Raw genomic sequence first — 14,088 nt, forward strand, 5'->3', positions numbered from 1 at the left:
TACCTCACTCATGGATCATTTAGTTGCATGTATTGATTGGAACAAATGATCTAATTTAAATGTGATGGAGTCGGCTACGATGCGTTAGTAAACCTCCTGCTCTTATTGTTGATTTCAAATCAAGATTTATAATCTGGTGCAGATTCGCTTGCTTCAGAAAGCTAATCTGATTACTGCCTTACAGCGGTTCCACCGACCTACTTTTGTGAAATATCCGGGCTAGGCGAACAGTGCGAGCGTGCGCTCGATGAAGAGGAATCCTGCGAACAAACCGATCGCGTAGGGCGGTAAGGTGCTCGCCCATTGAGGGGCGGGGCGAAGCAGCCGGATGGCCAATGTCACCGCCAGGACGGCGCCGACAAACAGGATCTGCCCGGCTTCTACGCCCAGATTGAACAGCAGCAGCGCTTCGAGCATCTCTACCTTGGGAAGCCCGATTTCGGTAAGCGCTCCGGCGAAGGCGAAGCCGTGAAGCAGCCCGAAACCGAGCGCTGCCAGTTCCGGCCACCGGATGGTCAAGCTCTGCCCACCTCTGTCGGAGCGCCGCGCCTCCGCCGCGACGATCAGGATGCTGAGTGCCACAAGAGCCTCGATCAGCGCCGGCCAAGGATGTAACAGCCCGAGAACGGTCGCACCGAGCGTGATGCTGTGGGCCAGCGTGAAACCGGTGATCACGACCAACAGCCGTTTCCGAAAGCCCACCAGAATCACCAGCCCGAGTACGAAGGCTAGGTGGTCGGAACCTTCGAGAATATGGGAAACGCCCAGCAGAAAATAGGCTTTGATCTGATGGCTGGGAGCGACCGGAGCGGAAAGGCGCAACGGCGGATCGCCTGGATGTAGAACCTGCTGAAGCAGTCTTCCGTCATCGAAGTCCACCCGCACGAACACATCGGTGATGGTGGCATCGAGCCCATCGATGGTGACGATCTGTTCTGTCAGTGCGGTGAGACTACAATCGTCGCGGCGCCACTCCATGGTCCTCTGGCCAGTTCCGAGCAGGTCACTCGCCGGTGCAGAATCGATCCACCCTCCCGACAGGCGCGGGACCAGCCGGACCGCCATTTCGCCGGCTGTCGGTTGCTTCCACCTGATGTTGCAAACCGAGCTCTCCGTCCTCCTAATGTCCAAAAGCGCCGGGCGAACCTCATGCGCGGATACCTCGGTAACCACGAAGACCAGGAGAGCGATCCAGAAAAGCAGCCGGATCATTTCTTCTCCAACCGATCGCGCGCGTGGTCTTCGCGGATAACTTGGTATTGAGCAACGATTCGCTGCAACGCTTCCCGTTTGAGTTGGTTCTGCCGATCGTTGCGCCAATCGGTACGGACGTCCTCGACAACAGTAGCAAAATTTGGTGTATGCGGTGCCTTCCGCGCCTGAAGCTGCACAAGATGCCAGCCATAGCCGGAGCGGATCGGCCCAGACCACCTTCCGACTGATAACGAAAACAGAACTTGTGCGAATGCGCTCTCACCGAAGCTACGCGTAACCTCATCTCGATCTTCGAGCGCAAAGTTCAAGCGACCCGGGAAGGAATCGCCCGATGGCACGAAGGAAGAGTCTTTCGAGGCGTTCAAACGTGCGAGCGCCTCAACCGCCCGGTCGCGCGCCTTAGCGTCGCCACCCTGATCAGGAGAGAAATAGATGTGGCTAAACGAAACCCTCTCGGGCACGATGTAGCGCGACGAATGTTCATCGAAATAGGCCCGGAGCTGCTGCTTGGTCGGTTCGACACCATAGCTGTCACCATCACCCAGGAATTCCATTTTTTGGATGATTCGCCGCCTGATGATTTCGTCGTCATTGCCCAGACCCATCGCGGTTCCTTGGCGATAGAGCGCTTCGTCCTGGATGTACCGGCCGATCAGATATTCCAGTCGATCCGACGGCGGCATGCTGCCAAATTGCTGCACGTAACGATCCGTAAGCCTCTTCACAACCGCATCGGAAACAACGATGCGTTGTGGATCAGTCGTTCGCGCGTGGAGCGAGGCTGCGGCGTAGAGCAGACAGCCGAAGAAAAGAAAGTGGACGACGGGTTCGCGGATCAGATTCGATATGAGGCGCATATATCAAAGCTTTTCCGGCATATACCAGATCGGTGAAGACCAGGCCCGCTCCTGCAACGTGGCCGGGCTGCTTTTCGGCAGTGGCAGCTGATAGCGTGCAGCCAGAATCGTCGACCAGCGCGGAGTCGGAATTTCGATTACCCGGACATAGAAGACTGCGGGCTGTGCCGCATCAAAGGTCGGATCGGTCCATTCAGTTGCGAGCTGCACCGCGCCGATGTCGTTGCGGTAGGTCGCCGTATTGAGATCGACTGTATTGCCGACAGGAGGCGCCTTACCAGTCGTAGGATTGACACGGCGCCCATTTGACAGCGCAACATCAAAAACGCGCTCGCGCTGCTGGTCGCCATCCAGCCAGACCTTCACGATCTGCACCCGGTCGAGATTTGCGCCGTTCGGGTCCTTGGCCGCCCAGATAAGTAACCGCGGCGCCGCAGTATTTTTCGCCCGCGCCGGCAGATCTGACCCCATCGGCACTCCCCTGGCATAGGCGTTCCGCACCCAGTTATCTCGCTGCATCAAGCCATTCGGATAGTCCCAACCGCCGAACAGCCGGACCTTGATGCGCGTGCCAGAAGTCGAAAATGTCTCCCGTCGGCGCATCGCCGCATAGATGGACGGCCTGTCATTTCGTTCGGCCCATACGCCGGTCAGCCCGCCCGAGCCCAAGATAAGCGGCGGCGGGTTCATCGCAGCTGGCTCCTGCAGCAGAAATTGCGCTTCCTTCCTTGAAGGGGGATTCACGTCGGGATCGAACCCGAACGCCAAAATGAGCGCATTCTCGGCCGATGTCGTAAGCCCATTGTGAAAGTCGGTGCCGCCGACTGCCCCAAATTTGTAGGGATTGACGCCGGTGCGGCGCTGAATCAAAAGCCCGCGACCAAGCGCATCCCGTACGTAGCTCCCCGGCGGTGAGCCTTTGAGATCGAGCCGCGGCACTAGACGGTCCATCACCTCGAAATTAGCGAACTCGTCTGCCGGCGACATTGCCGGCATGGTTTCTGACTGCCCCTTGCCCTGAGCAATCTCATTGAGCGGCTCATTGGCGGCCCGGCGACGGGCATAGTCGGCGCTGATCTGCCTGCCATCGCTGTCCGTCCAGGCCCACATGTTGCCTTCGCTGGCATTGCCGTTATGAGGAATCGCAAGCGCCTCGATGCCCTGCGCACGATTGGCTTCTAGGTAGGACCACAGGTCCTCCGGTCGCAGCGAGTCCGTTGCGCTGAACGGCATCGGCGCCGTGTCGCCTCGGAAAATCACGTTCCGGTGGAGATTGTAGCGATCCTGCGGATGAGAGGTCCATTCATAGCCGATGAAGGTCGTAAACTTACCAGGCCGGTAATTGGCGTTGGCCATGGCGATTTGTCGGCCCCACTCAGAACGCATTACATCTTTGGTGTAGGGTGTCTGAAGTACCGGGGACTTCTTCAACGATCGCATTGCAGCTTCGCCTTGGTCGCGGCGGTCGGTAACGACTGCAATCTGCTCCCGATAAAGTCGGCCGAATTCGCTGAGAGAAAGATAGCTGTTCGGATCATCGAGTTGGTTGAGCACACCCATGAATTCGGCGTGATCCGTGACAGCCAAGAAATCGAGCGGATCATGACGCTGAACCTTCATTCCCAGATCTGATTACCGACAAGTCTCAGCCGGCTCACGTAGTGAGCCAGTAAGGGTTTGAAAATAGTGCAGACATTGAGACGGAGGTCTGCCATGAAAAATCGGGTGCAATTTCAACAAGGGCAGTCGATGGCCGAGTTTATGGAACTGTACGGAACGGAGGCGAAATGCGAGACGGCGCTGGTCGAACAGCGTTGGCCCTCGGGATTCGTCTGTCCGTGCTGCCGGGACACCCGGCACTCCCGTTTTGAGAGAGGTGGAAAAAGGCTGTGGCAATGCCATCGCTGCCGCCACCAAGTGAGCGTCACCGCCGGAACGATCTTCGAGAACACCAAACTGCCCTTGACCAAGTGGTTCCTGTCCATGTTCTTCATGACCCAGTCCAAGAACAACATCTCGGCGCTGTCGTTGAAGCGCCACCTCGGCGTCAGCTACGACACTGCTTGGCTGCTCAAGCACAAGCTGATGGCGGTGATGGGCGATGCCGAGGCCGGTCGGGCGCTGGATGTTCGTGTCGAGATCGACGACGCTTATCTTGGCGGTGCCCGTGCCGGCAAGGTGGGCCGGGGTTCCGAGAATAAGGTACCGTTCGTGGCGGCGGTGGAAACGACCGCCGATGGTCGGCCTCTTTTCGTCCGTTTCGACCCCATGCCTTTCACTCACGAGCGGATCGACGCCTGGGCCAGCAAGACGCTGGCGCCGACCACCCACGCGTTGTCGGATGGCTTGCCGAGTTTCTCGGTATTGGCGAATTCGGTCGAGACACACGAGGCCATCGTGGTCGGCTCCGGCAAGCAGGCGGCCCAGCATCCAAAGTTCCGCTGGGTGAATACCTTGATCTCGAATTTCAAGACCGCTCTGTCGGGAACCTATCATGCCTTCCGCTTCGCCAAATACGCCAAGCGCTATTTCGCCGAGTACGCCTACCGCTTCAACCGCCGATTCGATCTCCGAACCATCGTCGTGAGCCTCATCAGTGATTGCGCCAGGATGCTGCCGCACAATGAAAGCGCGATTAGGTTGGCTGAGACTCATCGGTAATCAGATTCCCAGATAATCGATGAGCTTCCCTTGGGCGAACCGATAGGCCATGTCCGGATCCGTCCGTGAGGCGCTGAAACCGTAGGCGTCGAACGAATAGGAGGTGTGCAGGTGTGTGTCTCCGAACAACGCCCGGCGGTCCTCTGGGCTAAGCCCGTCCTTATTTATCTCTGGGGCTGGCGCGCGTGCGTCCGGATTCAGCGCCGTTGTTTCTTCCGGGGGCATAGAACAGGCCAACAAGAGGGCCGCGGATCCAGTCAGCAATAACCAACGCATTGGCTTTCACTCCTTTCTGATTTGATGCACCAATAAGTGGATTACCATATTTACAAATCATGGTGCTGACAGAGATTTATGCGGTTCTCAATAGCAACGATCATCCACGCTGTGATGAAATATTCCCTCCGTCCACCACAATCTCAGCAGCAGTGATGTAGCTAGCCTCGTCGGACAAGAGAAAGCGCACCACACGACCGATTTCTTCCGGTGCCCCCAGTCTGCCGAGCTGGATACGTTTTTCATAAGTGCCTTTTGGCAATGTATCGAAAGAGGGTTGCACCATTGGCGTGAGGATCACGCCAGGAGAAATCGAATTAACGCGAATACCATCGTTACCCAGGTAATCCGCCAGGGAGCGCACCAGAGACAGCACACCTCCTTTTGCGGCGGTATAGATCGGATTGATCCCGTTGCCCAGGGTAGCGTTGATGGAGGCGAAGGCGAGGATCGCAGAACCTGGATTGGCCTTCAGGTCCGGATGCAAGGCCTGCACCAGTAAGGCCAGCGGACGCAGGAGAATGTTGATGCCCCTATCCCAATTTTCCGGGGTTACGCCAGCCAGAGAGCCGGTGTCGACGATACCCGCGGCGTGCGCAAGACCACCGAGAGTACCCAAGGCCTGACGCGATTTTTCGATGGCGGCGGGGTAGCCTGTCGGATCGCCGATATCCAGTCCCAGGCCGATGGTGGCCACACCGTACTGATTGCGGATTTCTTCGGCCACGGCAAGCGCCCGGCTTTCGTTGATGTCCCAGATCGCCACCGGCCGGCCGACTAGGGCCAGGGCATGAGCGGATGCCCGCCCCAAGCCGGAGGCCCCGCCAGTGATGATGATGCCGGTAGACGGTGCCCCGAGCGCAGGTTGCAGGTTCATGTCTGTCTTTAAGTTCATGAAGTATCCCAAGCATTGCTGTGAAAACAAAAAGACACTGCAGCGCATATTGCCGCAGTGTCGTCATCGTGGCATCAGTAGTTGTAGATTAGATCGATACCATAGGTACGCGGCTCACCCCAGGTGGCAACAGCGTTGGCTGTCTGATTGGGATAAGTAAAAACGCTGTACTTCTTGTCAGTCAGATTCTTGCCCCACAGCGCCACCGTCAGGTCGCCGTTGCTACCCGGCCCCACCTTAATCCGGGACAGGGCCAGACGTCCACTCCACACGGTAAAGGCCGGAGTTATGAAGCCGCTCAGAGGCAACGCTCCCGTCACGTCGATGGGCGTGGATGACGCATCCCGATGGGACACCGTAAGATTGGCGTCCAGCGTACCGGGCAGGCCCATCTCCGGGAAGCGGTAGTCCATCCCGACCGAATAGGCGATTTTGGGCACGATCAGTTTGCGCGAGGCATGCACATCCAAGCCTGTCGTCAGGTCCTTAAACTTGGTGAATTTATGGTCCAGCCAGGCAATATTGGCATTAAAACGCAAACCATCCGTCACCGCCGCCATCATGTCCAGTTCCACTCCGTGGTAGGTGGAGCCACCCACGTTCTGGATCACCCAAAACGGGCTGCCGTCGGACAGATAGGAAGGAACGGCCTGCTGCTGATTCACATACTTGCTCTGGAATACGGCCAAGTTGGTGCGCAGGCGGCGATTGAGGAACTCACCCTTCATGCCCAGTTCTGTCGAGGTCAGGGTTTCAGGATCGTAGCCAGTGGAGAACACCGTCGCCGACCCAGCCTGAGAGTCGAAGCCGCCGCTGGTGTAGCCTTTGGCGACCTTCAGATAAGTCATCAGACTTTCATCCCAGTGGTAGTTAAGCGACAGGCTCGGTGTGGACTTGGAGAAAGTCCGGTCCCCGACCGCGCCCCGAAAGGCATCCGGCGAAACGAACAGGGGCCCTGGGAAGGCCGGGGTAGCCACCCCCGGTGATACGGGTACCACAAAGGCAGTCGCCGCACCCCGACCAACGTTGTAACCGATGGCCTTGCGATGGTCCTGGGTGTAACGCAGACCGGGCACGACTTCCAGCTTGCGTGACAGGATGTCGGGGCGCCAGGAAATCTGGCCAAAGAGCGCAACCGACGTGTTGTGGGTGGATGAGATTCCCAGGTTCTCCAGGGCGATGCTATCAAGGCCTGCCAAGTAAGCCGGGGCGCCATAGGCCGCGACTAAAAAGTCACCAAACCTGGGATAGTAGGAAAACACCGAAGGGCCGACATTCTGATGACCCTTGTCAAGGGAATAATAGATGCCCGTGGTGTATTTGAAATTGGGGCTGGTTTCGCCGAGCAGTTGGAATTCCTGCGACCACGATTCGTTGAAAATGGTAAACGGATTGTATTTCCCGTCGAGTTGCGTCGATCCCAGCACCTTGAACGGCGCGGTTCCGGCGAATACGTCCACGCCGCTCGCATAAGCGGTGTAATCGACGGCATTGGAGGTATCGACCTTGCGATAGCCGGTAATGGAGCGGAAGGTCATTGACGGATTGACTTCCCATTCGATATTCAGGGTATGCCCCTCCGCCTTGTTTCTATTTTTCGGAATCGAATAGGGGAAGTACAACGATGTTTGTCTCTCGGGGCTGCATGCCTTCACATACGCTGCGAGACGCGGATCGCTGCCGCCGGTGACCGTATTGGTCAGTGCTGGTACCAAACCAGGAGCAGTACATTGAGGAAAGGTGTCATAGGATTTGGTGAGTGCCGTATCGTAGCCATAATCTACGGTCACGTTGTTCGACGGCTTCCAGCGCACATCAAGGCGCCAAGCATCGGCCGTCTTTTCCCCGAACTTGACGCCACCGGGGGCGGAGTTCTTTATCCCTTCGTTGTCGCGATCGGTATGGAGATAGGATATCTTCGCAGCCAATTCCTCCGTCAGGGGTACATTGACGATAGTCTTGGAGAGAAGCTGGCCCCGCTCCGCGAAAGTCAATTGCTGCTTGAAGGTGAACTCACCCAAAACCGGCTTGGCCGTGTAGAGATTGAGCGCTCCACCGGTTGCATTGCGCCCAGAAAGTACCCCTTGCGGCCCCTTTAGGATTTCCATCCGCTCCAGATCTGCAGCAGCCACATTGAGCCCCGCCATCTGCGAAATATAAATGCCATTAACATGAACCGCAAGGGGCAGCGGTGTAGCTATTGAAACATTATTGCCAACGATGCCGCGTATGGAAGGGTAAATCGTTTCGGCGCTACCTGGAAAAGGCACCAGTGACAACCCAGGCACGGCGGCACCGAGGTCCGTCAAGGTGACGATATTTTTCTTTTCCAGCATCTTGGCATCCAGGGACTGAACCGAAATCGGTACATCCTGAAGATTCTCCGCCCGCTTCTGGGCGGTGACGATGACTTCCTCTAACTGGGTGTCGGCAGCATGGGCGCCGCTCATGCCCAGTACCATCAGGCTGGACACAAGGAAGGGGATGGGACGAATCGAAAAACACTGACCTTTGCGTTGCATACTTCCTCTCCTTTTTATCAACGTACATAACGTCTGATATTTATTGTCGCGAACAAACAGAAACTACAGGGATGAAGCTCAAGCGGTACTGCAACTACCAAATGCTCAGGGTGTCGTCGTCAAGAATGGCCATGTCACTCGTCCATCTTGATCACGATTTTCGCGAACCCTCTGGAGAAAAGATCATCGATAGCCCGTGGGTAATGACTCAAGGGATGGACGCGCTGGATCAGTGATCCAAGATCTATGCGGCGGGACATCCGAATGGCCTTTGGAAACATGCCTGCGCCCATGATCATGCCGTGCAGGTGCTTCTGGTCCCAGTAAAACTGGCTGTGCAGATTGACGGGCAGAACAGGGTCCTTGCCATACATGGCGAAGTACACACCATTACCGTCGCGGGCCAGCAGATCGAGGGTCAAGTGGGCGGCGGACATCGCGCCCGTGCCTTCCAGAACGCAGTTGTACTTGCCGCCTGCGGCGGTAATCGCCTGCTCAACCACGCCTTCGTCACGCGGATCGAACACATGGTCGGCACCCAGACGTCGCGCCAGTTCACGCTTCTCCTCCACGAGGTCGAATACTGTGATGTCGGATGCTCCGGATAGCCGCGCCAACTGGACCAGCATCAAACCGATACCTCCGGCACCCATGATCGCCACCGACTTTCCCCAGGAAAACCCCGCCTGTTCGGCAGCGCCCAGGGCAATCGTCAGGGGTTCGATCAGGCAGGCGGTCAACAGGTCTTGTTGTTCCGGTAGCTTGAAAACCTGGGTCACGTGGAAACAGGCATATTCGGCAAAGCCGTTCATGCAGAACTGCACATTAGCGCAGAGATTTTCATGGCCGCTGCGGCATTGATCGCAGCTATAGCAGTACCTGGCATAGTTGGCGATGACCTTCTCACCTTCGCGGTAACCGTAAGCCGCAGCCTTGGGGCCGACCTTGTCGATAATGCCGGATAACTCATGACCGAACGGCATCGGCAGCATGGACCGGGTCATTTGTTCGAATTCCCCCAGATGTCCCGTTAGGGTATGAGCATCCGAGCCGCAGATAGACGAGTAGATAACCTTGATACGTATCTCGTCATCGGCCGGTTCGGGAAGGGGGACCTCCCGAGCCTCGACGGTTCCCATCGTTTGCGCGTCGAAATCACGAACCGCAGTAATGAATAGCTGTTTCATGAAGGCTCTCCAGGGCGTAGGCGCTATGTACGGGTACGAATGCCTCCCCACCAGTCAGCGACAGAACTCGCGCACTGTCTTTGCGATGCCAGTGCCGTCAAAACCATAATGAGGGTAGATCTCCTCCGGATAGCCAAAGCTGATGAACTCGTCGGGAATGCCGATCTTCTTCAGCCGCGCCGGCACGCCCGCTTCCATGAGTACGTCGGCGACGATACTGCCCAGGCCGCCCAGGATGTTGTGGTCCTCCACGGTGACGAGGGTGCCGGTCTTCTTCGCCGCACGGACGATGGCATCCTTGTCGATGGGTTTGATGGTGTGCATGTCGATCACACCCACGCTCAGCCCCTCCACCTGCAACGTCAGCGCTGCCCGCAGGCTGTTATAGACCCCGGTGCCAGTGGCGATGAGGGTGACATCGCTGCCCTCCCGCACTTCGATGGCCTTGCCGATCACGTAGTCGTAGTCGGCGTTGTAGACCTCGGGCTCCTCGCCGCGTGGAATGCGGATATAGATGGGACCCGGCCAAGTGAGTGAAGCCTCCAGCATCTTGACGCACTGCGCGGCATCGCTGGGCGCAATCATCGTCATATTAGGGATGGCGTTCATCACCCCGAATTCCACGATGGTGTTGTGGGTGGGACCATAGCCGGAGGACAAGCCGCCGTGGGTGCCGATGAGCCGCACGGGCAGGTCGTTGTAGGCCAGGTCGTTATGGATCTGGTCCAGGGCGCGCACGCAGAGGAAGGGGCCGAAGGTTTGACCGAAGGGGATGTAGCCCTTTTTCGCCAGGCCAGCCGCCACTGTGACCAGATTCATCTCGGCAATGCCCACGTCGAGCACACGGTTCGGATATTGGTCGTACATCTCGCGCAAGGGACCCGATTTACCAGTTCCGTCCGAATTGATGTAACAGACCTTGGGATTTTCCTTTACCAGCTGGACCATTTTTTTCGTCACCAGGTCCTTTGCGTTCATCATGGCCGCAATGTCGGTAATATTGAATGTGAATCCACCCATGTCAGCTCCTCGCCTTCTGTTCTTGGGTGTAACGGTCGATCAGCACCTCGGTTTCGGCGAGCTTTTCATCGTCTAGCCCACCGATGTGCCAGGCATAAGGCCTATCCGTCATGTACGACACGCCCTGGCCCTTGGTGGTATTGGCGATGATGCAGATCGGCTTGCCCGGGCTAGCCAGATCGACCGGCGGCAGGGCGGCCAGAGTGCGGTCGATCTCGTACATGTTGGTACCATCGATCTCGTGGACATCCCAGCCAAAAGCCCGCCAGCAGTCGGCCATGGTGTTCCACTTGATGTTTTCACCCGCCATGAAGGAGGCCGAGCACTGGTTGTTGTCCACCACGGCCACGATGTTGTCCAGGCTATGCGAAGCCGCGTACATAATGGCTTCCCAGTTGGAGCCTTCTTCAAGCTCGCCGTCACCGAGCAGGCAGTAAATGCGTGAGGCAATGCCTTCATTGCGATTGGCGTGGGAAAAACCGACGCTCCAGCTGAGTCCGTGCCCCAGGGAGCCGGTAGACACCTCAATGCCACGCACGTATTTGCGGTTGGGGTGGGCACCGAAGCGGTACCCGATCTTGTTGTAGTTATGCAGCAGATCGTCCCATTCGTGCATCCCCATATCGCAAAAAATACAGTAGAGCAAGACGCCGTTGTGCCCCTTGCTGAGCACGAACATGTTGCGATTCGGGTCTTCCGTATTGTCCGGATCAAAACCTAGATACTTGTAGTACAGCGCCACAGTGACATCCGTGGCGGAAAGCGGTCCACCAATATGGACATTACCGGCGTAACGCGCGCATCGACAGAGATGCTTTCGGATCTCGCCGGCCTTTTCTATCAAATCAGGAACGTGTTCCAGATGGACTTTTGTCACAACATCTGCTCCTTCAAATCGTTATGTTGAAGGGGGCGAATACCCCGGGAAGCTGATTTGCAAAACAACATACCCCATTTCACTGACCATGGTCAATATTTGTTTAAAGATTTTTTATCAGAAAAATTCTGCAGAAAAGTGTGTAACAAAACGCCAACCGTCTGACTGGCATGCCGCAGGGGCCACTCTTACCGTTTCGACAGTCTTTTATTGACTCCCAATAACTTTACCCTTATTTTATTGACCGCGGTCAGCGAGGTGACTACAATGATCCACAACCTGGCTTTTCGGACATCCCGTTTGGGAAGCATCGACCACTTGAAAACCTTCTCAAACTCGCTACGCCATGGACTTCGAATTCTCGGAAGACGAAAAGAAATTCCTTCGCGACATCGAGGAATTCCTGAAAGAAAACCACGACCCGGAAGTCATGGACCTGCATCGGGAGAATCTGGCGCAGCTGGTTGATACACCGGCCCGCAGGGAATTCATGAAAAAGCTCGCCGCCCGGGGCTGGTTGGGAATCACTTGGCCTGTAGCCTATGGGGGGCAGGATGGCCAGGGTTTCTACGAATACCTCCTGAACGAAAAGCTTTCCTCGGTGGGTGCCCCTCAATTGGGCAAAGGCACCGGTGTCGTCGGAAAGACGCTGATCAAGGTCGGATCGGAAAAACTGAAGCGCGAATTCCTGTCCAAGATACTCAATGCGGAAATCGAATTCGCCCTCGGTTACACAGAGCCATCCGCAGGATCGGATTCAGCCGCCATGAAGCTCAAGGCTGAACGCAGCGGGGAAGGCTGGATTCTGAACGGGCAGAAGTCGTTCACCACGTCGGCACACTTCGCCGACTGGTACTGGGTCGGCGTGCGCACCGATCCCGATGCCCCGAAGCATCACGGCATCACACTGTTCCTGTTGCCCATGAATCATCCGGGACTGACCATCCAGCCGATGTATACCATTGGTGGAGAACGCACCAACGCTGTCTTTTTCGACAATGTTTTCATACCTGACGACTATCGCGTCGGCGAACTCAACAAGGGCTTCCAGTACATTGCCGAAGCGCTGGATATCGAGCGGTTCGGCATGTTCACCTTCTCGCCAATCAGGGGACGCACCGAACTACTCTGCGATTACGTCAAGACAGCAAAGCGCGACGGAAAGCCACTCAAGGACGATCCGGTCGCTCGCCAGAAAATAGCGCAACTGGCCACCGAGTGCGAGGTGGCCCGCGTACTGGGGATACGGTTCGTGGATGCAGCACTCAATGCGACCAAGACCCCGACGGCAGAAGCATCGCACTACAAGCTTTACTCCACGGAATTTTCGCGCCGTCTTGCCGATGCCACCATGGACATCATCGGTCCCGGAAGCCAACTGACCGCCGACAACCATGGCGCCCCCATTGAAGGACGAGCCCCGGGTAGCTACGTGCTGACGGTCCTTGAAACCATCGGCGGCGGCACCTCCGAGGTTCAACGCAACATCATCGCCACGCGCAAGCTCGGCTTGCCGAAAAACTTCTAGCCAACCCTCCGTCGACAGTGGACACAACACCATGAAAATCTACACCACCGCCCCCCTGGAAGACCCCCGCAAGGCCCGCACCCTCTACAAGGAGCTGGAGGATATCGGCTACGACGGGGGCTTTTCCTTCGAAGCCAAGCACGACCCTTTCCTGGCCCTGGCCGTGGCCGCCGAGCACACCACCACCCTGCGTCTGGGCACGGCCATCGCCATCGCCTTCGCCCGCAACCCCATGAACCTGGCCAACCTGGGCTACGACATGCAGTCCATCAGCGGCGGCCGATTTGTGCTGGGCCTGGGCTCCCAGGTCAAGCCCCACATCGAGAAGCGCTTCAGCTCCACCTGGTCTCATCCGGCCGAGCGGATGCGGGAAATCGTACTGGCCATCAAGGCCATCTGGAACTGCTGGGAAGGCAAGGGTCCGCTTGATTTCAAGGGCCGCTTCTACACCCACACGATCATGATTCCGGCCTTCAATCCGGGGCCCAATCCCTATGGCCCGCCGCCGATCTTCACTGGTGGCTTCGGCCCCCTGATGACTGCGGTCGCCGGCGAAGCGGCCGACGGTTTCATCTCTCACCCCTTCAACACCCGCCGCTCCCTGCTGGAAAACACTCTGCCCGCGCTGCAACAGGGCCTGACCAAGTCTGGCCGCCAGCGTAGTGATATCGAGGTGATGAGCGCCACCCTGGTGGTGACCGCCGACACGGAGGAAAAGCTTGCCGCCTCCAAACTGGCAGCCCGCAAGCAACTGGCCTTCTACGGCTCCACCCCGGCCTATCTGCCGACCCTGGCCTGCCATGGCTGGGAGGGCGTCCATCAGGAGCTCAATCGACTGTCCAAGGAAGGCCGCTGGGATGACATGACCGATCTGATCGACGACACCATCCTCAATGAAATCGCCGTCGTCGGGGAGCGCCACGAAATCGCCGGCAAGCTACGCGCCCGTCTGGACGGCATCGCCGACAGCGTCAGCATCACCCACAATCGTTGCCCGGACCCGGGCCATTGGGCCGACGTGGTGCGGGACCTGAAGAAATCCGCCTGACA

General features: G+C 57.4%; 12 protein-coding genes. 3 read left to right on the plus strand and 9 right to left on the minus strand.

What is annotated here, in order from left to right; genetic code table 11:
- Positions 1-219: 219 nt before the first annotated feature.
- The 3 genes from DENOEST_RS12850 to DENOEST_RS12860 are packed head-to-tail and all read right to left on the minus strand — an operon-like array spanning position 220 to position 3,692.
- Positions 220-1,212: a HupE/UreJ family protein gene (locus tag DENOEST_RS12850; protein WP_145772269.1), complete on the minus strand. Its 993-nt coding sequence runs from the start codon at positions 1,210-1,212 to the stop codon at positions 220-222.
- On the minus strand, positions 1,209-2,072 hold the full coding sequence (locus DENOEST_RS12855) for a peptidyl-prolyl cis-trans isomerase (protein ID WP_145772270.1): 864 nt from the start codon (positions 2,070-2,072) through the stop codon (positions 1,209-1,211). The genes DENOEST_RS12850 and DENOEST_RS12855 overlap by 4 nt, the downstream gene beginning before the upstream one ends.
- Positions 2,073-2,075: 3 nt before the next feature.
- A complete protein-coding gene (locus DENOEST_RS12860) occupies positions 2,076-3,692 on the minus strand; it encodes a DUF3604 domain-containing protein (protein WP_145772271.1) in 1,617 nt (538 codons plus the stop codon).
- Between the two features lie 93 nt (positions 3,693-3,785).
- Between DENOEST_RS12860 and DENOEST_RS12865 the strand changes: the two genes are divergently transcribed.
- Positions 3,786-4,733 (plus strand): IS1595 family transposase, encoded by a 948-nt coding sequence (locus DENOEST_RS12865; RefSeq protein ID WP_183148254.1) that lies wholly within the window; start codon positions 3,786-3,788, stop codon positions 4,731-4,733.
- Here DENOEST_RS12865 and DENOEST_RS12870 read toward each other — a convergent pair whose 3' ends face one another.
- The 6 genes from DENOEST_RS12870 to DENOEST_RS12895 all read right to left on the minus strand — a co-directional run bounded on the left by DENOEST_RS12870 (position 4,734) and on the right by DENOEST_RS12895 (position 11,510).
- The gene (locus DENOEST_RS12870) at positions 4,734-5,009 is read right to left on the minus strand and encodes a DUF3604 domain-containing protein (RefSeq protein WP_145772382.1); all 276 of its coding nucleotides are present in this window, start codon (positions 5,007-5,009) and stop codon (positions 4,734-4,736) included.
- A gap of 100 nt (positions 5,010-5,109) precedes the next feature.
- Positions 5,110-5,904: an SDR family NAD(P)-dependent oxidoreductase gene (locus tag DENOEST_RS12875; protein ID WP_197970615.1), complete on the minus strand. Its 795-nt coding sequence runs from the start codon at positions 5,902-5,904 to the stop codon at positions 5,110-5,112.
- Positions 5,905-5,978: 74 nt separating this feature from the next.
- Positions 5,979-8,426 carry a TonB-dependent receptor gene (locus tag DENOEST_RS12880; RefSeq protein WP_145772381.1) on the minus strand — a complete coding sequence of 816 codons (2,448 nt, stop codon included), beginning with the start codon at positions 8,424-8,426 and terminating at the stop codon, positions 5,979-5,981.
- A gap of 134 nt (positions 8,427-8,560) precedes the next feature.
- Positions 8,561-9,613, minus strand: a complete 1,053-nt coding sequence (locus tag DENOEST_RS12885) for a zinc-dependent alcohol dehydrogenase (RefSeq protein WP_145772380.1) — start codon at positions 9,611-9,613, stop codon at positions 8,561-8,563.
- 54 nt (positions 9,614-9,667) lie between these two features.
- On the minus strand, positions 9,668-10,633 hold the full coding sequence (locus DENOEST_RS12890; RefSeq protein ID WP_145772379.1) for a transketolase family protein: 966 nt from the start codon (positions 10,631-10,633) through the stop codon (positions 9,668-9,670).
- A 1-nt stretch (position 10,634) separates the two neighbouring features.
- Entirely contained in the window at positions 10,635-11,510 is an 876-nt protein-coding gene (locus DENOEST_RS12895) for a transketolase (RefSeq protein WP_145772378.1), read from the minus strand.
- Positions 11,511-11,856: 346 nt separating this feature from the next.
- Here DENOEST_RS12895 and DENOEST_RS12900 point away from each other — a divergent pair, with 346 nt between their 5' ends.
- Both DENOEST_RS12900 and DENOEST_RS12905 read left to right on the plus strand, forming a co-directional pair.
- A complete protein-coding gene (locus tag DENOEST_RS12900; RefSeq protein ID WP_145772377.1) occupies positions 11,857-13,038 on the plus strand; it encodes an acyl-CoA dehydrogenase family protein in 1,182 nt (393 codons plus the stop codon).
- Positions 13,039-13,069: 31 nt separating this feature from the next.
- On the plus strand, positions 13,070-14,086 hold the full coding sequence (locus DENOEST_RS12905) for a TIGR03617 family F420-dependent LLM class oxidoreductase (RefSeq protein ID WP_183148235.1): 1,017 nt from the start codon (positions 13,070-13,072) through the stop codon (positions 14,084-14,086).
- Positions 14,087-14,088 lie beyond the last annotated feature (2 nt).

Origin of the sequence: Denitratisoma oestradiolicum (assembly GCF_902813185.1) — a bacterium.
Classification (GTDB): Bacteria; Pseudomonadota; Gammaproteobacteria; order Burkholderiales; family Rhodocyclaceae; genus Denitratisoma; species Denitratisoma oestradiolicum.

Bases quoted from the DNA above. Each gene is read 5' to 3' on its own strand.
- DENOEST_RS12885 (WP_145772380.1), bottom strand. From the start codon at position 9,613: ATGAAACAGCTATTCATTACTGCGGTTCGTGATTTCGACGCGCAAACG.
- DENOEST_RS12855 (WP_145772270.1), bottom strand. From the start codon at position 2,072: ATGCGCCTCATATCGAATCTGATCCGCGAACCCGTCGTCCACTTTCTT.
- DENOEST_RS12860 (WP_145772271.1), bottom strand. From the start codon at position 3,692: ATGAAGGTTCAGCGTCATGATCCGCTCGATTTCTTGGCTGTCACGGAT.
- DENOEST_RS12905 (WP_183148235.1), top strand. From the start codon at position 13,070: ATGAAAATCTACACCACCGCCCCCCTGGAAGACCCCCGCAAGGCCCGC.
- DENOEST_RS12870 (WP_145772382.1), bottom strand. From the start codon at position 5,009: ATGCGTTGGTTATTGCTGACTGGATCCGCGGCCCTCTTGTTGGCCTGT.
- DENOEST_RS12850 (WP_145772269.1), bottom strand. From the start codon at position 1,212: ATGATCCGGCTGCTTTTCTGGATCGCTCTCCTGGTCTTCGTGGTTACC.
- DENOEST_RS12900 (WP_145772377.1), top strand. From the start codon at position 11,857: ATGGACTTCGAATTCTCGGAAGACGAAAAGAAATTCCTTCGCGACATC.
- DENOEST_RS12875 (WP_197970615.1), bottom strand. From the start codon at position 5,904: ATGAACTTAAAGACAGACATGAACCTGCAACCTGCGCTCGGGGCACCG.
- DENOEST_RS12865 (WP_183148254.1), top strand. From the start codon at position 3,786: ATGAAAAATCGGGTGCAATTTCAACAAGGGCAGTCGATGGCCGAGTTT.
- DENOEST_RS12880 (WP_145772381.1), bottom strand. From the start codon at position 8,426: ATGCAACGCAAAGGTCAGTGTTTTTCGATTCGTCCCATCCCCTTCCTT.
- DENOEST_RS12890 (WP_145772379.1), bottom strand. From the start codon at position 10,633: ATGGGTGGATTCACATTCAATATTACCGACATTGCGGCCATGATGAAC.